This window comes from Bacillus sp. ZY-1-1, assembly GCF_003047165.1.
Classification (GTDB): Bacteria; Bacillota; Bacilli; order Bacillales; family Bacillaceae; genus Bacillus; species Bacillus velezensis.
This window is the reverse complement of the sequence record NZ_CP027061.1, coordinates 121,402-141,839: the sequence shown is the minus strand read 5'-3', so window position 1 is coordinate 141,839 and position 20,438 is coordinate 121,402. Positions and strand designations below refer to the sequence as shown.

Annotated in this window: 18 protein-coding genes; 6 read left to right on the top strand and 12 right to left on the bottom strand. The window is 48.1% G+C overall.

The features are described from left to right. Window positions 1–15: 15 nt before the first annotated feature. The 4 genes from iolD to iolA form a co-directional block, all read right to left on the bottom strand. Window positions 16–1,929: a 3D-(3,5/4)-trihydroxycyclohexane-1,2-dione acylhydrolase (decyclizing) gene (iolD, locus tag C5I45_RS00720; RefSeq protein ID WP_015387478.1), complete on the bottom strand. Its 1,914-nt coding sequence runs from the start codon at window positions 1,927–1,929 to the stop codon at window positions 16–18. A 24-nt stretch (window positions 1,930–1,953) separates the two neighbouring features. Next, on the bottom strand, window positions 1,954–2,946 hold the full coding sequence (gene iolC, locus C5I45_RS00715) for a 5-dehydro-2-deoxygluconokinase (protein WP_014306131.1): 993 nt from the start codon (window positions 2,944–2,946) through the stop codon (window positions 1,954–1,956). 23 nt (window positions 2,947–2,969) lie between these two features. Continuing rightward, on the bottom strand, window positions 2,970–3,785 hold the full coding sequence (iolB, locus tag C5I45_RS00710) for a 5-deoxy-glucuronate isomerase (RefSeq protein ID WP_015387476.1): 816 nt from the start codon (window positions 3,783–3,785) through the stop codon (window positions 2,970–2,972). A gap of 73 nt (window positions 3,786–3,858) precedes the next feature. Then, complete coding sequence (iolA, locus tag C5I45_RS00705) at window positions 3,859–5,322, bottom strand: methylmalonate-semialdehyde dehydrogenase (protein ID WP_014306132.1); 1,464 nt, start codon at window positions 5,320–5,322, stop codon at window positions 3,859–3,861. Between the two features lie 444 nt (window positions 5,323–5,766). On the opposite strand from iolA, the gene C5I45_RS00700 reads away from it, so the two are divergent. From C5I45_RS00700 to C5I45_RS00690, 3 genes are all read left to right on the top strand, one after another. Beyond that, window positions 5,767–6,522, top strand: a complete 756-nt coding sequence (locus tag C5I45_RS00700) for a DeoR/GlpR family DNA-binding transcription regulator (protein WP_004393223.1) — start codon at window positions 5,767–5,769, stop codon at window positions 6,520–6,522. 77 nt (window positions 6,523–6,599) lie between these two features. Continuing rightward, window positions 6,600–7,532, top strand: coding sequence for an aldo/keto reductase (locus C5I45_RS00695; protein WP_004393219.1), 933 nt, complete (start codon window positions 6,600–6,602; stop codon window positions 7,530–7,532). Window positions 7,533–7,652: 120 nt separating this feature from the next. Then, window positions 7,653–9,041, top strand: coding sequence for a sugar porter family MFS transporter (locus tag C5I45_RS00690; RefSeq protein ID WP_004393218.1), 1,389 nt, complete (start codon window positions 7,653–7,655; stop codon window positions 9,039–9,041). Between the two features lie 41 nt (window positions 9,042–9,082). On the opposite strand, the gene htpG is transcribed toward C5I45_RS00690, so the two are convergent. Next, complete coding sequence (htpG, locus tag C5I45_RS00685) at window positions 9,083–10,963, bottom strand: molecular chaperone HtpG (protein ID WP_004393216.1); 1,881 nt, start codon at window positions 10,961–10,963, stop codon at window positions 9,083–9,085. A 171-nt stretch (window positions 10,964–11,134) separates the two neighbouring features. Further along, window positions 11,135–11,383, bottom strand: a complete 249-nt coding sequence (locus C5I45_RS19825; protein ID WP_014306134.1) for a hypothetical protein — start codon at window positions 11,381–11,383, stop codon at window positions 11,135–11,137. A 128-nt stretch (window positions 11,384–11,511) separates the two neighbouring features. Here C5I45_RS19825 and C5I45_RS00675 point away from each other — a divergent pair, with 128 nt between their 5' ends. After that, window positions 11,512–12,333: an SDR family oxidoreductase gene (locus C5I45_RS00675; RefSeq protein WP_095318277.1), complete on the top strand. Its 822-nt coding sequence runs from the start codon at window positions 11,512–11,514 to the stop codon at window positions 12,331–12,333. Between the two features lie 57 nt (window positions 12,334–12,390). On the opposite strand, the gene C5I45_RS00670 is transcribed toward C5I45_RS00675, so the two are convergent. The 4 genes from C5I45_RS00670 to C5I45_RS00650 form a co-directional block, all read right to left on the bottom strand. Next, complete coding sequence (locus C5I45_RS00670; protein WP_102422101.1) at window positions 12,391–12,990, bottom strand: response regulator transcription factor; 600 nt, start codon at window positions 12,988–12,990, stop codon at window positions 12,391–12,393. Beyond that, window positions 12,987–14,123 (bottom strand): sensor histidine kinase, encoded by a 1,137-nt coding sequence (locus C5I45_RS00665; protein WP_014306135.1) that lies wholly within the window; start codon window positions 14,121–14,123, stop codon window positions 12,987–12,989. The genes C5I45_RS00670 and C5I45_RS00665 overlap by 4 nt, the downstream gene beginning before the upstream one ends. A gap of 118 nt (window positions 14,124–14,241) precedes the next feature. Further along, window positions 14,242–15,291, bottom strand: a complete 1,050-nt coding sequence (locus tag C5I45_RS00660; protein ID WP_004393209.1) for a Delta(5) desaturase DesA — start codon at window positions 15,289–15,291, stop codon at window positions 14,242–14,244. A gap of 221 nt (window positions 15,292–15,512) precedes the next feature. Continuing rightward, a complete protein-coding gene (locus C5I45_RS00650; protein WP_107994161.1) occupies window positions 15,513–16,670 on the bottom strand; it encodes a TetR/AcrR family transcriptional regulator in 1,158 nt (385 codons plus the stop codon). A 141-nt stretch (window positions 16,671–16,811) separates the two neighbouring features. Here C5I45_RS00650 and C5I45_RS00645 point away from each other — a divergent pair, with 141 nt between their 5' ends. Beyond that, window positions 16,812–18,149, top strand: a complete 1,338-nt coding sequence (locus C5I45_RS00645) for an aldehyde dehydrogenase family protein (protein ID WP_004393206.1) — start codon at window positions 16,812–16,814, stop codon at window positions 18,147–18,149. 33 nt (window positions 18,150–18,182) lie between these two features. Here the strand turns inward: C5I45_RS00645 and C5I45_RS00640 are convergent, their stop codons facing one another. After that, a complete protein-coding gene (locus C5I45_RS00640; protein WP_088005523.1) occupies window positions 18,183–19,403 on the bottom strand; it encodes an outer membrane protein assembly factor BamB family protein in 1,221 nt (406 codons plus the stop codon). A gap of 130 nt (window positions 19,404–19,533) precedes the next feature. After that, window positions 19,534–19,953 carry a DUF5391 family protein gene (locus C5I45_RS00635; RefSeq protein WP_004393203.1) on the bottom strand — a complete coding sequence of 140 codons (420 nt, stop codon included), beginning with the start codon at window positions 19,951–19,953 and terminating at the stop codon, window positions 19,534–19,536. A gap of 142 nt (window positions 19,954–20,095) precedes the next feature. On the opposite strand from C5I45_RS00635, the gene C5I45_RS00630 reads away from it, so the two are divergent. After that, the gene (locus C5I45_RS00630; protein ID WP_007407855.1) at window positions 20,096–20,407 is read left to right on the top strand and encodes an ArsR/SmtB family transcription factor; all 312 of its coding nucleotides are present in this window, start codon (window positions 20,096–20,098) and stop codon (window positions 20,405–20,407) included. The last annotated feature ends 31 nt before the right edge of the window (window positions 20,408–20,438 follow it).

The window sequence follows — 20,438 nt, the reverse complement described above, 5'->3', positions numbered from 1 at the left end:
CGTGATGCCTCCCCTCTAGTACTGCTTCGCAGACTTCAGCTTCATCTCTTTCGCTTCGTATGCCCGCTGAACGCTTTCCTGCTCAGACACTTCCGCCACGCCGACATGCCACCAGCTGTCATAGCCGTCCGTCATCGTTTTCGGCAGAACCTTCATTTCAATTAAAGTGGATACCTCTTGCGTTTTCGCATCTTCAAGCGCCGCTTTCAGTTCTTCAACCGTATTGGCTCTGTATGTTTTAGCGCCGTAGCCCTCTGCCACCTTCGCGTAATCAACGTTTAAAATCTGATTGTCCTCTGTGCGGAACTCGCAGAAATAACTGCCGCTCCCGTGATCCATCTGCAGGTTGTTGATACAGCCGAACCCGGAGTTGTCAAAGAGCAGGACATTGATTTTTTTGTTATATTGAAGCGCGGTAATCAGCTCTGAGTGCAGCATCAGAAAGCTTCCGTCGCCGACGAGTGAATAGACTTCTTTGTCGGGATGAGCCAGCTTGAGGCCGAGCGTGCCCGATACTTCATATCCCATGCAGGAATAGCCGTACTCCAGATGGTACGTATTCGGGACGTTGGAATGCCACAGCCGCTGCAGATCGCCCGGAAGAGATCCCGCCGAACTGATGACGACGCTGTCTTCAGGAATCGTGTCGTTGATGGTCAACAGCGCCGTTGTTTGCGGCAGCTCAGTCTCGAGCGCGTCGGCATACTCGTTTAACACGTCCTGTGAGAAATGGTTTTTAATTTCCGGCTTGAACGCGTCACGTGTAAAAGTGACCTTGCCGAGCCGGTCCCGTTCAGCCAGCCATTCATCTTTCCAGCCTTTAATCGCCGTGCCGAATGCACTTTTATATCCGTCTAATAAGCCGTGCAGCCTGCCGAGCGTCACTTTCGCATCGGCTACGACCTGAAACGCGTCAAGTTTGTATGCCTGCATGCGGCTGACATTGATATTCAAAAATTTTGCTTTGTCAAAATCAAACGCCGTTTTCGAGGATGTCGCAAAGTCCGTGTACCGTGTGCCGACACCGATGATCAGATCAGCCTGGCGGGCGGCTTTGTTTGCGGCAAGTGTGCCCGTGATGCCCATGCCGCCCAGATTGTTGGCAAAATCGGCTTCAACCGTTGACTTGCCGGCCTGCGTTTCGACAAGCGGAATGCCGTATGTTTCAGAAAGCGCGATTAATTCCTCACGCGCGCCGGAGTACTTCGCGCCGCCGCCCACTAAAATGACGGGACGGCTGCTCTCCTTAATTCTCTCCGCGGCGCCTTTCAGCTCACGCTCGCTCGGCTGCATCCGATCAATGTAATGAACACGTTTTTCAAAGAAGCTTTCATCAAAATCAAATGCTTCTCCCTCTACATCCTGAGAAATGCAGATGGTCGCCGGGCCCGCTTTTGCCGGATCTGTCATCACTTCAAATGCCCGGATTAAGCTGCTCATCAGCTGCTCGGGGCGGGTGATGCGGTCCCAATAGCGGGACACGGGCTTTAACGCATCGTTTGTCGTGACGGCGGCGCTGTATTCCTGCTCCACCTGCTGAAGCACCGGGTCAGGCTGCCTCGTCGCAAAGGTATCGGCCGGAAGCAGCAGCACCGGGATATGATTGGCCAGCGCCGTACCCGCGGCAGCCGTCAAGTTAGCGGCACCCGGACCGACCGATGTCGATACCGCGTAAATTTTTCTTCTCAGCATCTGCTTGCTGTATGCCATCGCGGCATGCGCCATGCCTTGTTCGTTTTTGCCTTGATAGACTTTCAGGTGCCCGGCGTCCTGCTCGAGCGCCTGCCCGATCCCCAACACATTTCCATGGCCGAAAATCGTGAAGATGCCCTCAACGAACGGCTCTTCTTTTCCGTCAACATGAATGTACTGCCGGTTCAAGAATTGAATCAGCGCTTGTGCTGTCGTTAAGCGAATTGTCTTACCCACAAACGATCCCACCTTTTATAAGTTCTATTTACCGTTAAGACTGTGCTGCGCTTCAATCAGTTCGATGATTTCACCGGCAGCCGGCATTGCTTCTGAGGAGCTGTGTTTGCTGACGACGATGGAAGCGGAAGCGCTCCCGTATTTTAAAGACGTTTCAATATCCCGGCCGCTGACCAGTCCGTAGATGAAAGCTGACGCATAGGAATCACCCGCTCCGAAGGTCTTCAGCACCTTTGTTTTATAGGCGTGCGCCCGGAAAACTTCTCCCGATCTGCTGTATGCGTATGATCCGTCAACGCCGTGCTTAATGACGACAAGGTCGGCGGAGTGCGCAAACAAATGGCGGACGGTTTCATCGTTATTTCCGCCGCTGCGGTTTTCCATTACGTCAAATTCGTCACGCGTACCGATGACGATATCGGATTGTTCCGCCGCCAGCGTGTAGTACACGGCTGTTTCTTCTGCCGATTGCCATGTATACGGACGGTAGTCGAGCTCAAACACGACTTTTACGTCATGTTTTTTTGCGATTTGCACCGCTTTTAAGACGGCTTCGCGCGACGGGCTTTTCGCAAGCGCCGTACCTGATACGAGCAGCATTTTCGCGTTTGCGATGTAGCCTTCATTGACTTCGGACGGCTCTAGATACAAATCCGCCACGTCATCCCGGTACATCAGAATGCTGCACTCTTCAGGACTGAGAATTTCCGTAAAAGCGAGCCCGGCTTTGCGTCCTTCTCTGTCAACGGTCATTTGTGACGTATCGACGCCCTTTTCCTGCATATAAGAAACGATAAATCTGCCGTGCTGGTCATCCGGGATTTTGCCGATAAAACCGGCTTTTAATCCGAGCTTAGCGCTGCCGATCGCAATATTTGCCGGGGAGCCGCCGACATATTTAGAAAACGTCATCGTTTCTTCCATCGGCCGGTTGTATTCCGCCGCGTTCAAATCAATACACGCGCGTCCGATCGCGACAATATCAAACTCTTTTTCTTCATTAAATGTATATTTCATCGTTATCTGCCACTCCTCACTTGTCAGCGTTCCAGAATCCATTCATGGGCCGGATCATTATGAAACTTCCATTTTCGTGTCGGGCCCGCCATTACATTCAGGTAGTAAGAGGTATACCCGTCCGGAACACCAACCGGGTGATAGCCCGCCGGCACGATGACAACGTTTTCATTTTCTGCGGTCATCGTCTCGTCAATCGAGCGGTCGTCCGTGTACACACGCTGGAAGACAAATCCCTGCGGCGGGTCCGTTTCATGGTAATAGGTTTCTTCTAAAAATGATTCAGCCGGCAGATTGTCTTGGTCATGTTTATGAGGCGGGTAGCTCGACCAGTTGCCGCTGTCCGTGTAAACTTCAACAACGAGAAGGCTGTTTGCCGATGGATCTGAATCGGGGAGAATGTTATGAACGGTTCGTTTGTTTGCCAGCTTGCCGCGATGTTCCACACCGTTGTCTTCCGCTTTAATCAGCTTTGTCGGAAGCTGGTGTTCGGACGGAGAGTAGCACAGCGCGACCCTCGCCCCGCTGACGGCTGTGATTCCAAAAGAGCGGTCATTGGACACATAAACGCTGTCCGTCGGTTTTCTATCAAATACGCTTTCACGGGTGCCGATGCTTTCAAATGTCTGATCATAATCAGTGACGGTAACTTTTCCAGTTACCGCAACGATGCAGCACTCCGTCTTTTTCAAATCTTCTGTATAGGTTGAGCCGGGAGCGAGATCAACGACTTTAAATCCGACGTATTTGAGGTCTGAATTGGCTGAAGTGACGTCATGTATGATGGTCACGCCTTGAGAAATTTCATCGGCCTGCGGTTTGCGCAGCAAATGACTCATGTTTATTCCTCCTTAATGGATGGTAAAAGAAAACCCGGACGGAATCACAAAGCCGTCCGGGCCGGCTGTCTGATCAATTGAAGTCAGGAGACGGGTATCGTGCCGTCACGACTTTTTTACGTGTATAGAAGTCGACGCTGTCTTTTCCGTTTGCGTGCAATGTGCCGAAGAAAGAAGACTTCCAGCCCGAGAACGGGAAGAATGCCATCGGCGCCGGGACGCCAAGGTTGATCCCGAGCATTCCCGCGTCAATATTCTCACGGAAGTAGCGGATCGCGTTCGCATTTGACGTGAACAGGCAGGCGCCGTTCGCAAATTCAGACTGGTTGGCGATGTCAACCGCTTCTTTTAAATTTTTCACACGCATGACCGACAGAACAGGCGCAAAGATTTCATCTTTCCAGATCGTCATATCCGTCGTCACGTTGTCAAAAATCGTCGGTCCGACGAAATAGCCGTCTTCCGTTACATGTTCACGGCCGTCACAAAGCAGTTTCGCTCCTTCTTCGATGCCTTTTTCAATATAGCTGTGCGTGCGGTTTTTGTTGTCCTCGCGGATGACCGGGCCCAAGAACACGCCGTCATCCAGTCCGTTTCCGATCTTGATGTCTGCGGCCTTTTCCTGTAATTTCGCCATAAACTCATCGGCGATTCCCTCTTCAACCGTCACAACCGCGCATGCCATGCAGCGCTCTCCTGCCGAACCGAATGCCGCGCCGATAATGTTTGTGACCGTATCTTCAAGGTGGGCGTCATTTAACACGATCGTATGGTTTTTTGCGCCCGTTAACGCCTGCACGCGTTTCAAATGTTCGCTGCCTTTTTTGAAAACATACTCGCCGACAGGTTTTGAACCGACGAATGAGATGGCTTTAATCTCCGGATGCTCAAGAATGCCGTTTACGACGTCATGCGCGCCGTGCACGACATTGAAGACGCCCTTCGGCAGACCGGCCTGTTCAAACAGCTCTGCCAGTTTTTCCGTTAACAGCGGCGTGCGCTCAGACGGCTTCAGAATAAAAGTGTTTCCTAATGAAATCGCCATCGGGAACATCCAGCAGGGAACCATCATCGGGAAGTTGAACGGTGCGATACCGCCGACCACCCCGATCGGATAGCGGTAGTTCGCCGCCTCTACATCTGTGGCGATAGAGGCAAGTGAATCGCCCATCATGAGTGACGGCGCGCCTGCTGCGAATTCGACGTTTTCAATTCCGCGTCCCACTTCACCGAGTGCTTCTGTCGTGTTTTTACCGTTTTCCAAAGTGATCAGACGGGCAAGCTCTTCTTTGTTCTGCTGGAGAAGCTGCTGATAGTTAAATAGAATTCTCGCACGGCGCGGCACTGCCGTCTTCGACCATGTTTTAAACGCTTCTGACGCTGAGCGGACGGCGTATTCCACATCCTCCCGCGTAGAAATCGGAACCTGGCACATCACTTCTTTTGTAGCCGGATTGACAACGTCTTCATATTGATCTGTCTTACTTTCAACCCATTCACCATTGATGTAGTTTTTCAATTTTCTGATCTCTGCCATTCTCATTGCCTCCTTAAATAGTAAACATCCTGTTCAGCTGGATAATAACGGATGAATATATTCATCTTTTACATATAAAAGACATGAATTAAACGCTTACAAATGCTAAAATGATGGTGACTCCCAATCTTTTCATGTAAAAGTTGGTCATGTGCCGGATAAAGCAAACGGTTACATCTTTCACTTTTGATTTTACAGGTTATATTTTGGTCATTTCTTGGTTACATTGTAAGCCCAACACACCTTCAAGTCAATCTAAAAAATCAAAATTTTTTCATTATTTTTATCATACTTTTTTTAAGCGGGAAAACAGGAACTTGGAGAACCGTGTCGAATCGTACGGTGGGAACCCTCTTTTTTATCATTTGTTAAGTAACTATTGATTAACTCTTGGTGTTTATTATATATTTTAATTACTTTAAGAATTCTAGAAGGAGTTTTTTTATGAAACTGATGCGGATTCAGGAGATGGAAGAATACATTCTCAAACACGGAGCCACTTCGCTGGATGAGCTGTGCGAGGTATTCAACGTCTCTAAAAACACGGTCAGACGCGATATTAATAAGCTTGCGGAAAAAGGGGTGATCAAAAAGGTGTACGGCGGCGTGACGTCAGCAGAAAAATCTGTGCTCGTCCCTTTTGAGAACCGCACCATTCAACATCAGGATGAAAAAATCAAAATCGCCCGCTATGCGTCGCGGTTTATCGAGGATCACGATCTTGTATTTATTGATTCCGGCACGACGACCAAATCGATGCTGGAGACGCTTGATCCCGACAAGAATGTAACGGTGTTGACGAACAGCCTTGATATTATTAACGCCGCTTCATCCATGAAAAATATCGACCTGATCATCATCGGCAATAACTACAAACGGAAGACAAGGTCGTTTGTCGGCATTGATGATCCGAGCACACTCAATAAATACAACATTAACAAGGCGTTCATGTCCGCTACCGGGACAACGATCACCCACGGCCTGACGAATTCCGACTTACTGGAATACGAGGTGAAAAAGAAAATTTCCGAAAAGGCGAACGAAGTGTATCTGCTCGCGGATCATTCCAAATTCGGCAAATCCACGCTTTTGACATACGCGCCTTTTGACCGGCTTCACAGCATCGTCACTTCTCAGCAGCTCGATGAGGAATATACGAAGTATTGCCAAGAGCACCAAATCGACATTCACTTGGCATAGCGTTATAGTTAATAGAGAACGCTGCCGTATTTTCCCGGCAGGCGCTATGATATCCAATTTTTTCAGGGGGCGAAAACATGAGCAAAGTAACAATCGGCAAAACTGACCTAAAGGTATTTCCGATCGGTTTGGGAACAAATGCGGTCGGCGGACACAATCTCTATCCGAATCTGAATGAAGAAACGGGAAAAGAATTGGTCCGGGAAGCGATTAAAAGCGGCGTTACCATGTTAGATACCGCCTATATTTACGGTGTGGGCCGTTCTGAAGAATTGATCGGCGAGGTGCTGAAAGAATATAACCGCGAGGATGTCTTCATCGCCACAAAAGCCGCTCATAGAAAAGAAGGCAATGACTTTGTTTTCGACAACTCACCGGCCTTTTTGAAACAATCGGTCGAAGACAGTCTGAAACGCCTGCAGACGGATTACATCGATTTATTCTACATCCATTTCCCGGATGAGCATACACCGAAGGACGAAGCCGTTCAAGCATTGAATGAGCTGAAAAAAGAAGGAAAAATCCGTTCCATCGGCGTATCCAATTTCTCTTTGGAGCAGCTGAAAGAAGCTAATAAAGACGGCTTAGTCGACGTGATTCAAGGAGAATACAACCTGCTGAACCGTGAGGCGGAAAAGACTTTCTTCCCTTATACGACAGAACACGGCATCTCATTCATTCCGTACTTCCCGCTCGTATCCGGACTGCTGGCCGGCAAATACGACGAGAACACAACCTTCCCGGAAGGCGACCTGCGCAATGATCAGGCGCATTTCCAAGGGGAGCAGTTTAAAGAAAACATCAAAAAAGTCAACCAGCTCAAACCGATTGCTGAAAAGCACAATGCCGATACGGCGCATATCGTGCTTGCCTGGTACTTGGCGAGACCTGAAATCGATATCCTGATTCCGGGCGCCAAACGCGCGGATCAATTAAAAGACAACATGAAAGCAGCCTCCATTACGCTATCTGCTGAAGAAATCGCGTTTATTGACAAGCTGTTTTCCTAAGAAAAAAAACACGCCTTTTTGAAAGGGCGTGTTTTTTTATGTTTATATTTTTCTCTTCGGGGAATGAAATAGTTATCTAAATAAACTATTATGCGTTCCAAAAGATGAGGAGGATCATCTGTGAAGAAAAACACCAAAAAATACCTGATTTACTTTTTCGGAGCATTGGGCGGGCTGCTTTACGGCTATGACACCGGTGTGATTTCAGGGGCTTTGTTATTTATTAACAATGATATTCCTTTAAACACGCTGACCGAGGGATTGGTCGTCAGCATGCTGCTGCTCGGTGCGATTTTCGGGTCCGCCTTAAGCGGGACATGCTCTGACCGATGGGGCCGGAGAAAAGTGGTTTTCGTCCTTTCACTCATTTTTATTATCGGCGCGCTTGCCTGTGCGGCTTCGCAAACCGTCACCATGCTGATTATCTCCCGTGTCATACTCGGGTTAGCCGTCGGAGGCTCAACGGCGCTGGTTCCCGTTTATCTATCTGAGATGGCGCCGACAAAAATACGCGGAACGCTCGGCACATTGAATAACTTAATGATTGTAACCGGAATTTTACTCGCATATATTGTGAATTACATATTCACCCCGTTTGAAGCTTGGCGCTGGATGGTCGGTCTCGCGGCAGTACCGGCGGCGCTTTTATTAATCGGAATCGCGTTTATGCCGGAATCTCCGAGATGGCTCGTCAAACGCGGCCGTGAGCAGGAAGCCAGACAAGTCATGGAAATGACTCACGACAAAGAGGATATCGCCGTTGAATTGGCGGAAATGAAACAAGGAGAAGCCGAGAAAAAAGAATCTACGCTCGGCTTGCTGAAAGCAAAATGGATCCGTCCTATGCTGCTGATTGGGATCGGCCTCGCCATCTTCCAGCAGGCGGTCGGTATCAACACGGTGATTTACTATGCGCCGACCATCTTTACAAAGGCCGGACTCGGCACTTCGGCGTCCGTTCTCGGCACGATGGGCATCGGTGTCTTAAACGTCATCATGTGTATCACCGCCATGATCTTAATTGACCGGATCGGCCGGAAAAAACTGCTGATGTGGGGAAGTGTCGGCATTACCTTGAGCCTGGCGTCACTATCAGCCATTCTCCTTCTGGCCGGCCTGTCAGCTTCAACAGCTTGGCTGACCGTGCTGTTTCTCGGAATCTATATCGTCTTTTATCAGGCGACATGGGGTCCCGTCGTATGGGTTCTGATGCCGGAGCTGTTCCCGTCAAACGCACGCGGAGCCGCAACCGGATTTACGACATTGATTCTGTCGGCAACCAACCTGATCGTTTCGCTGGTATTTCCGCTTATGCTGAGCGCAATGGGCATCGGCTGGGTGTTCGGAATATTCTCAGTCATCTGCCTTACATCCTTCTTCTTTGCCGCTTACATCGTTCCTGAAACGAAGGGCAAAAGTTTAGAAGAAATCGAAACGCACTTGAAAAAACGGTTCTCCTTAAAGAAGCGCAGCAAACAAAATCAAATTCTTAAACAGCGCACACTGTAATCAAAAAAGGAATCGCCCCGCTGGGCGATTCCTTTTTGGCGTCATACCATGACTTTGCAGATATCATTCGTAAACTCGACCGGATCATGGATCGGCAGCCCTTCAATCAGAAGCGCCTGATTGTACAGCAGGTTTGTGTATAAAGCAAGCTTTTCCCGATCTTGTCCGTGCGCGTTCTTTAACGTCTCAAACACTTCGTGATTCGGGTTGATTTCCAGCACTTTTTCCGCTTTGACCTGCTGGCTGTCAGGCATGGCGTTTAACACTTTCTCCATTTCGATCGTCACTTCGCCGTCTGTCGCAAAGCAGACCGGATGAGATTTTAAGCGTTTTGAGGCTCTGACATTCTTGACTTTATCCGCAAGAATCTCTTTCATGCTTTCGAACAGGTCTTTATATTCGTTTTCTTCGGCTTCAGTCTGCTTATCATCTTCGTCACTGTCGATGCCTAAGTCGGCGCTTGAGACGGATTTGAACTCTTTTTCCTCGTAGCTTGTCAGCATTTTGATCGCGAATTCATCAATATCTTCCGTGAAATATAAAATTTCGTAGCCTTTGTCCGCCACCATTTCAGTTTGCGGCAGCTTTTCAATCCGCTCATATGAATCGCCGGACGCGTAATAGATATATTTTTGATCCTCAGGCATTCTGGACACATATTCGTCCAGAGTGACGAGCTTTTTCTCCTTAGATGAATAGAAGAGAAGCAGATCTTTTAAGACGTCTTTATTCGCGCCGAAATCATTATAGACGCCGAATTTCAGCTGTCTGCCGAAAGATTCATAGAAAGATTCGTATTTTTCCCTTTTGTTCTTCAGCAGGCTCTTCAGCTCGGCTTTGATTTTTTTATTGATGTTTTTCGCAATCAGCTTCAGTTGGCGGTCGTGCTGCAGCATCTCTCTGGAAATGTTCAGCGACAGATCCTCAGAATCCACCATGCCTTTTACAAAGCTGAAATGATCCGGAAGCAGGTCGGCGCATTTGTTCATGATCAGCACGCCGTTGGAATACAGCTCCAATCCTTTTTCGAATTCCTTCGTATAATAGTCAAACGGCATGTTTTCCGGAATAAACAAAATCGAATTGTAGCGCACCGCTCCATCGACGCTGATATGCACGTGGGTCAGCGGTTTATCAAAACCGTAATGCTTCTCGGCGTAAAAAGCCTCGTAATCCTCATCCGTCAGCTCGCTTTTGTTTTTTCTCCAGATCGGAACCATGCTGTTGACCGTCTGTTCTTCCTGAACTTCTTCAAATTCGTTCTCGCTGCCCTCTTTCGGCTTGTTGACCGTCTCTTCCATTTTGATCGGGTAGCGGATAAAATCAGAGTACTTTTTCACGATCGCTTTGATGCGGTAGTTTTCTAAAAACTCATCATAGCTTTCATCTTCTGTGTTTTCTTTTATTTTCAGGGTGATTTCCGTACCGACGGTTTCCTTGTCACACGGCGCGATCGTGTAGCCGGCAGCCCCTTCCGACTCCCATACATACGCCTCGTCACTGCCGAGCGCCTTACTTTTCACCGTGACTTTATCAGCCACCATAAACGCCGCATAAAATCCGACGCCGAACTGGCCGATAATGTCATGGCCGTCTTTCGAGTCATTTTCTTGCTTGAAAGCGAGTGAACCGCTTTTCGCAATCGTGCCGAGATTCTGTTCAAGCTCGTCTTTTGTCATCCCGATACCGGTATCTGTGACGGTGAGCGTTCTCGCTTCTTTGTCCGCCGTCACTTTTATATAGTAATTGTCTTGATCAAACGTTAATGAATCATCGGTTAACGCCTTGTAATAGATTTTGTCAATCGCATCGCTCGCGTTGGAAATTAACTCGCGGAGAAAAATTTCCTTCTGCGTGTAAATGGAGTTAATCATCATGTCCAGCAATCGCTTGGATTCTGCTTTAAACTTTTTTTTCCGCACTTCAGATCTCTCCTTTAATTATGCTTTGATGTTATGTAAAATCTTTTCAGCATCTATTTATCATATACAGTGACAATTGTCAACTAGGATTAGCAGATGCATATATTGTAAATTTAACATGTTAATGGATTCATTTCACCCATTTTATCAATAAAAAAGAGAGAATGTTGATCATCCTCTCCTCTCTGCTTCTTTCCGGCGGCCGAATTCCTTCTTCATCCATATGTATGACGGGTAGAAAAACAAACTAAATAAGATAAGAGATCCCAAGTTTCGCAAAGACTCATGCAGAACATTTCTTACAGTGAGAGGAAACGTAATGTCCTGAAACAGAATAGAGATAACGGTGTAAATCACAAATCCCATAGGAACAATGGCATAACAATAAAACGCTATCTCCTTTTTATGCTGTATCTTCAAAATATGTAAACCTCCCAATGATGTATATACATAATATCAACATATTTAATAGGTATTTAGAAACAAACCTCCGTATGTTTATCCCCCTATTCAGCGGGAACAGATATAGAAAAAGGAGGAATCGCATTATGGGAAGATTAACAGACAAAACCGCAATCATCACAGGGGCCGCGACAGGCATCGGACAAGCGACGGCACGGGTTTTCGCCGATGAAGGCGCCCGCGTGATCTGCGGTGACATCAATGAAAGCGAACTGAATGAAACCGTCAGCGCCATCAGAAAAAACGGCGGAGAAGCAGAAGCCTTTCACCTTGATGTATCAGACGAAGAAAACGTAAAGTCTTTTGCGGACGGCATTCAGCAAAGGTACGGAACAATTGATATTCTGTTTAACAATGCCGGTGTTGACCAAGAGGGCGGCAAAGTCCATGAATACCCAATCGAGCTTTTTGACCGGATCATCGCCGTCGATCTGCGCGGCACATTTCTGTGCAGCAAATACCTGATTCCGCTCATGCTCGAAAAAGGAGGCTCCATCATCAACACCTCCTCCATGTCCGGCCGGGCCGCAGACCTTGACCGTTCCGGCTATAACGCCGCAAAAGGCGGAATCACGAACCTGACGAGAGCGATGGCCATTGATTACGCCAGAAGCGGAATCCGCGTCAATTCCTTATCGCCGGGTACAATTGAAACGCCGCTCATTGATAAATTGGCAGGCACGAAAGAAGACGAAATGGGCGAGGCGTTCCGTGAAGCCAACAAATGGATCACGCCGCTCGGCCGGCTCGGAAAACCGGAAGAAATGGCGGCTGTCGCGCTCTTCCTCGCTTCAGACGACAGCTCTTACATCACGGGAGAAGACATCACCGCAGACGGCGGCATCATGGCATACACTTGGCCGGGGAAAATGCTGATTGATAAGAAGTGGAAGGAAGAGACGGAGTGACGATAGATAATAAAAAAAGCCAGTGCAAAAACACTGGCTGAACAAGCTGAGGGCGGGTTACTTAAACCAGCCCTTTTCCTTTGATCGGGTAATGGCTTCAATTCGATTTTTCACTTCTAGTTTATCCAGAATCATCGAAACGTAATTGCGGACTGTGCCGCTTTTGATGCTGAGGGCGTTTGCGATTTCTTTCGTGTTTTTTCCGTCTGCGACAAGCTCGAGCACCTCTTTTTCCCGTTCGGTCAGCGGGTTTTCTTCACTATAGATGTCCTCCATTAATTCAGGTGCGTAGACGCGTCTTCCTTTCATGACGCTGCGGATGGCGCTGACGAGCTCATCGCTCGGGCTGTCCTTGAGCATGTACCCGCTGACGCCTGCTTTTAGCGCCCGCTGAAAATAGCCGGAGCGGGCAAAGGTCGTCAAAATGATGATTTTCACATCGCTGTCCTTGAGTTCTTCTGCCGCTTCAAGACCTGATTTCCCGGGCATTTCGATATCCATCAGACAGATGTCGGGCGCATGTTTTTCCACGAAATCGATGGCATCCTGGCCGCTTGTGCCTTTGCCGACAACCGTCATATCCTCTTCTAAATTCAACAGCGAACCGAGTGCGCCGAGCAGCATTTGCTGATCCTCGGCAATGAAGATGTTGATCATCTGCTACCATCCTTTTCTTTTGATTTTGAATCATTCGGGATTCTCATGGTCAGCTTTGTTCCGGCGGCTGTATCGATGGCTAAACTGCCGTTTGCGAATTCAAGACGTTCCCTCATTCCAAGCAGGCCGTGCCCCTTTGAAAAAAAGCGGTCTTCTCTGCATTGAAAGCTGCCGTCGTCTTCTACCGTAATGACGACCTCTTTCCAAAGCTGCTGAATGGTGATGCGGCATACTTTGGCGCCGCTGTGTTTCACGACATTGGTGACGGCTTCTTTAATGCACATGCTGACGATGTTTTCGTTCAGCAAAGAGATATGTTTGGGCGCTTCTTTTTCTTCATACACAAATTCAATTCCTGCCGCTTCAAGAATTTGCCGAACATTGCCGAGCTCATCCTTCAATCGGATGCCTTTCATCGATGAGACGATTTGTCTGACCTCATTTAAGGAGGTGCGGGCCGTCTGCTGCACGCTTTTCAGCTCAGTGCGGGCCTGTTCAGGATCCTTATATATCAGCTTTCGGGCAAGGTCGCTTTTCAGTCCGATTAAGGAGAGCTTTTGTCCAAGTGTATCGTGAAGGTCCCGGGCGATGCGCTGCCTTTCTTCCAGCTTCACAAGATCGGCAATTCGCTCATTTGCATATTCTAATTTCTCCTCAAGGCGCTCCCGTGCCTTTCTGCTTCGAATGCTGAGCGGAAGCAGGATGGCACTGATCAGTGTAATGACGATAAACGGAATTTGTGTCAAAAACCATTCTTTTTTCAGAACAAGGCTGAAGTTGACGGCAACCGCCGCACTGATGATATGAATGTAATATAAGATGTAAAATGGAACTTTGTCTCGGATATGGCCGATGAAGTAGGCGATAAAGAAGGCGAAATAAATATAACTGAACAGCATGGCTGAGCCGGTCGATATGCCGATCAGAAGAAGCGCCCATAAGTAAAGCGGCCAGCCTTTTGCAACAAATGCAAAGCGGTATGCGCCAAAGAAAACGAGCGTGAAAATGATGCCGGCCACGATGACAAAGGTAGAAGAGCTTTTAAAAATAAAATAAAAAGGCAGGATGAAAAAAATCGTCCATATATAAGGAGAAATCCCGTTCAGTTTTTGAAATTTAAAATACTTCTTCATCTTTGTTCCACCTTCTGCTGCTTGTGTCTACCATCACTTTATCAAAACACCGCCTTCATTGCACCCTCACGCATGAAGAGAAGGCTCTTTCTGATAAGAGAAAGAGCCGTGCGCCGTATCAGGCATTTTTCTTTAAAGGTTCTTTCGGCACCGGATGGGGCGCCGATGTTTTCCGCGCCTCCCGGAAGGTGACAAACTGCTTTTCGTCCTCATCCCACAGACGGAATTTCATGGATTCAAGACTTGTTTTAAGCGTAATGGTCGGTACGTTTTTTAAAGGCTCGTGTCCCTCATGAGCCGCTTCCAGCTTGTAGTTCGGCACTTTCGGGCTTAAGTGGTGGACATGATGGTAGCCGATATTGCCCGTCAGCCATTGCAAAAGCTTCGGCAGCTTGTAAAAGGAGCTTCCTTCTACCGCGGCCTGCACATAATCCCAATGCTCATCGGCTTCAAAATAAGAATCCTCAAACGTGTGCTGAACATAAAAGAGCCAGACGCCGATTGACCCCGAAATAAGGAAAATCGGACCCTGAACAAGCAAAAAGTTTTCCCAGCCGAGAAGCAGGCACGTCGCAGCAGCCAATAAGACAATCGCCGCGTTCGTGAAATAGGTGTTCCAGCGCTCCTTGCGGCGGGCGCCTTTTACATTGAAACGGTTTTTAATCAGAAATACGTAAATCGGGCCGAGAATAAACATAATAAACGGATTGCGATAAAGTCTGTAGCGTATTTTTGTCCAGGCTGACGCTTCGTTGTATTCCTTGACGGTCATCATCCAAATATCGCCGGTGCCCCGTTTATCTAAGTTGCTGCTCGTCGCATGATGAATGGAATGGCTTCGCTGCCATTGAAGGAACGGAAACAGTGTCAGCACACCTGAAATAAACCCGAACAGCCGGTTCAGCTTCTTTTGTTTGAAAAAGGATTGGTGGCAGCAGTCGTGGAAAATAATAAAGATTCTTGTCAAAAATCCCGCTGCTATAACAGTACAGGCGAGGGTCAGAAGATAGGAGACATTGAGGCTGAAGTAAGCAAGAAACCAAAGGGCAAAAAACGGCACAAACGTGTTGAAAAGCTGAATGATACTATGCTTTGTATCGGCGCCGGAAAATGCGGCAACCTGCTTTTTTAAAGACGCTTGTTTTTGAGTTGCGGCGTGATTGATCATGAATGTCATGTCCCTTCTTTTTCATTATGACCTCAAGTATAACGGGGCGCCCGACGCGGTTGTAGTAGCAGCCATCATGCCCCGAATATGACATTTGTCATGTTTGGCGGCAGAATGCTGATCAGGCGTCATATGGAAGGTTTCTTTCATATCGGCACTTCTCAAAGAAAACAGCAAAAAAGAACCCGGCCTGTTTTCAGCTGAGTTCTTTTTCATCATCCTCACAGCAAAATCACCCGATACTTCTTCACATCCAAAAACTGCAGAAACTCCCGGGCCAGCATATCCGGCGCGTGGTCTTTTCCTTCATGAAGACGATATTGAATCAGACCGACGAGCATGGACGCGACATAGTATGCATAGAGCTTTTTGCCCGCCTGAATGTGCAGAGGCTGATGAAGATAAAACGATTGCAGCGCTCTGAACATTTCCGGGATGACGTCAGGCACTCCTGAACCCTCTCTCAGAAAATGAACGAGCGGAAGGCCGCCGGACAGCGCCGAAAAGAGCCGGACGAGCGCGGCTTCCGCTTCTTCCACGGAGCAGTCGGCAGGGTCTCCTTTTACCGTCAATAATCCGATCAGATCCCGGCATGATTGATGGATGATCGTTTTCAGCAATGCTTCTTTGTTGGCGTAATGGTCATAAAAAGTGGCACGGCGGAGGTTGCTTTGACGGGCAATATCGGAAATCGTGATCGCCGCGTACTCTTTTTTTTCCGCCATTAAGCCGATCATGGCTTCTTGCAAGGCCTGCCTCGTCCTTGTCACCCGGCGGTCGGCGGGCTTTTTTTCTTCTTGTTCCGGCACCCGGCGGCCGAACAGCCAGTAAAACCGTTTTTGAGAAATCAAATCCCACACCTGTCCGCTGATTTCTTCCGGGGATGCCCCGGGCTCCTCATTCAGCCAGTACAACACAATGGCATATGTGTATAACGCGCGGTAATGAATGTACATATCCTGTTCAGTCGGTGAGAAATCCGCATTGACTGGTGACAGCAGCACATCATGCCGGAACACATCTTTTAAAAAAGCATGAAAGTGAAAATACGGCATTTTATGACGAGCCATCATCGTTTGAAAAAACACCCGGTGCCGGTCAACAAAAGACAGTGTCGGATGCACTTTTTGCCATCCGCCCTGTAAATGAAGCACATCTTTATTCTTCAGCGAATCATACAGCGCTTCGCTCAGCCCGTCTTTCATTTCTTCCTCTATATCCTCTAAAATCGCATATTTATCTTCGTAATAAAGGTACAGTGTCCCCCGGCTCACGTGCGCCCGTTCGGCGATGTCCTTCATGGTCACACGGCGGATATCCCGCTCTCCAAGCATGGCCAAAAGCGCTTGTTTGATGTCATTTGTCATAGAATCCGGCATAAGAGACACTCCTTTCATTAGACAGATCACGGCAATTTGTACGGTAACGTATAGATGCGTTTACGCTGTCTTTGCCGCAAAAACACATCACATTATAATAGGCCCTGAAGAAATAAAAAAGCAACCAGAGGAGGAAAACCGATGGATCAGCATATAAAAGCAGACATCAAACGCGTCTTTGCGCTTCAGAAAAAAAATCAAAAAACGCTGCGTGCTTCAACAGCCGGGCAGCGCAGAGAAAAGCTTCAGCGCTTTTTAGATGCCGTCACCGCACATGAAGAAGAAATCATCGAGGCGATCAGACGGGACGTCCGCAAGCCTTATCATGAGGTGAAAAGAGCGGAAACGCAGGGAACGATCAAGGCGATTAAAGATAATATGAACAATCTCGACACCTGGATGGCGCCGAAACGCGTCGGCTCATCCGTCAGCCCCGACGCTGACGGCGTATTAATGTACGAGCCAAAAGGCCTTACCTTAATTCTCGGCCCATGGAATTATCCTTTTATGCTGACGATGGCTCCGCTTGCGGCTGCCATTGCGGCGGGAAACAGCGCGATTGTGAAGCTGTCCGATTTTACGATGGAGACGAGCCATATCGCCGCGACAGTTATTCGCGAGGCATTTCACGAAGAAGAAGTCGCCATTTTTGAAGGTGAGGTCGATGTCGCGACAGAACTGCTCGACCAGCCGTTTGACCACATTTTCTTCACCGGAAGCACGAATGTCGGTAAAATCGTCATGACGGCAGCGGCGAAGCATTTGTCGTCCGTCACGCTTGAGCTTGGCGGAAAGAGCCCGACGATCATCGACAGCGGCTATGATTTGATGGACGCGGCGAAAAAAATCGCCGTCGGCAAATTTGTCAATGCGGGGCAAACATGTATCGCCCCTGACTATCTCCTTATGAAGGAAGATGTACAGGACACCTTTACAGATCTTCTCCAGACCATTGTCAATGCAGGTTTTATGGAGGATGATCATACGGTTGACCGCAACAAATTCACGCAGATTGTCAATGACCGCAACTTTAACCGTGTCAAAGCCCTGTATGATGATGCCATTGAAAAAGGGGCGAAAACGGCGTTCGGCGGCGTATTCGATGCTCATGACCGCACGATTTCTCCGACCGTGCTGACAAACGTCACGCCTGATATGAAGATCATGCAGGAAGAAATCTTCGCACCGATTCTGCCGATTATGAATTACGAAGATATCAGTGAAGCCGTTGATTACATCACTGAACGGGACAAGCCGCTTGCCTTGTATGTATTCAGCCATAATCAGGAGCTGATCGATTATGTTCTGCAGCATACGACGTCCGGCAATGCTTCTGTCAATGATGTCGTCGTTCATTTCACTGACGTCAACCTTCCGTTCGGCGGTGTCAATACGAGCGGGATCGGTTCATATCACGGTGTGTACGGTTTTAAAGAATTCTCTCATGAAAAAGGCGTATTCATTCAAGCCTCTAAATAAAAAAAAGAATCCGCGTGCGCGGATTCTTTTTTATTATTTTTTTGCCCCGAATGCGAGCAGTTTCGTATAAGTGCCGACGTAGAGCGTGCCGTCTTCAGCCAGAACCGGGGAGGAAATGACATTGCTGTCTGTTTGATAGCGCCATTTTTCATTACCGTCAGCGTCAACCGCATAGACGTTTTTATCGTCAGAGCCGAAGTACACATTGCCGTCCGCATCAATCAGCGGCGCCGTTCTCACAGGCCCGTCCGTATAGAAAGACCAGTTCATATTACCGGTTTTGCTGATGGAAAACAGCTCGCCGCTTCCCGAACCGATGTACACATTGCCGTTATGGTCGATCGCTAATGAAGAGCTGGAGAAACCGTTTAACGGGAACGTCCACTTTACAGCACCCGTTGATGTATAGGCGTATAAGTTGCCGTCCTGGTTTCCGGCGTAAACGGTGCCGTCTCTATCAATAACCGGATAACCTTTAAACCCGTTGGACGTCGTTTTTGACCATTTCACTTGGCCCGTTCCGGAATTGATCGCGTAAAAGATATTATTGTACGTTGCCGTATACAAAGTGCCGTTTGATGCTAACACGGGAGCGGAGCCGACCACGCCGTTTGTTTTAAATTTCCACTTCTGCGTCCATGTCGAAGGCGACGTCGGTTTAATCGCATAGATATAGTTATCCAGCGTCGACACATACAGCGTGCCGTCAGAGCCGATAGCCGCATCGGAACTCGGCGCTCCGCTCAGCGGAACCGATGTTAAAATGTTTCCGGTTTCTTTGTCGATGAAATACAGTTTTTTATCGTGAGAAGGAAGATAAATGACACCGTTTGTTCCGAGCACCGGAGTCAGCGTATAGGTCGTCCCGAGGTTTTCCGTCACCCATTTCACAGTACCGTCCGGATGATACGCCGTCAGCTTCCCGTCTTTTGATTGAATAAATACGGTGCCGTCCCCGTCAACCGCGGCTCCCGCACCGTTTTGAGGGGTGGCCGGAACATTCTTTTCCCATTTTAACGCGCCATCGGCAGTGCTTGTAAACCGGCTTTCCCTTGACCAGTTGAACATCGTCGGAGACATCGCCTGCGCGTCATACCGTCCCGCCAAGAAACCGGATGCCGCATGATTTTGTTTAAATACCGTTTCCGCGGCTTGAGCAGCCGCCGGATGCAGCCATTTTGCCCCCGGCAGATCAGAAACCGCCCCCACAGATAAAGCCGCAGCAACCGCAGCGCCGGCCGCCAATGTTTTCATTCGCAATGAAGCTGTCTTTTTTTTCAATGTCAGTTCCTCCCGTTTCTATTAAAAACTGCTATACCGCTTTCATCATACCATAATCATCCTATGAAATATTTGTATTTTCGGTAGATTTATAGAACAAATGTCACATAGCCTGCTGATGCTTCGGGGATGATCGAAACGCGGCAATATACCACACCACATTGACGATGAAAGCCGCGCCTGACCAAACGAAAAGACCGTAATAAAGAGACAGCTCCTGCCCTAAGGAAATTGCGGTCAATAACGCCACCAACAAGACAGCCGCGCAAATGATAAGCCCGATCCCGCAAAAAACAGCCATGATGATTTTCATGCCACGAACACCGAGAATATACATAATGAGCGGGACCGCATATATAACAAGGATCTGACCGACGGCGGCCCACATGCCCGCGGAATTAAAACGATTCGCGTTCGGCCCCGTTTCTGCAAGCGGAGAAAGCGAGACGAGGACCGGCAATAAACAAAACATCAGAGCGGAAAGCAAGGTCACCGCAACCGCACCTTTTTTCTTTTGATTCATGTGAATATCCTCCTGACAATAACCCGGCTTTTTTACCGGTAATCTGATAATATGTTATATTTTAGCACGATATTTACTTAATTTGAGAATGTTTTGTCAAAAACGAATTTACAAATCCAGAAAAATAGATATAATAAACGTTATGGAACCGATATTGATTCATAAAGCGTTATCTAACAAAACACGAAGTGATATTATGACGTGGCTTAAACACCCGGAAGACCATTTTGATGAAAGACCTTATCTTGATCAGGGACTCAGTTTCCGCACCGGAATTTGCGTCGGTGATATTCAGGCAAAGTCAGGGCTTGCGCAGTCCGTCATCTCCAGCTACCTGCTGACGATGCAAAAAGCCGGCCTGCTGGAATCCGAACGAATCGGAAAGTGGACCTATTACAGAAGAAATGAAAAACAAATTAAAGCCTTTGCTGACTATGTCCAGCACCAGCTATAACCATGAAAGGAGGGATTTTTTTGTTCTAACA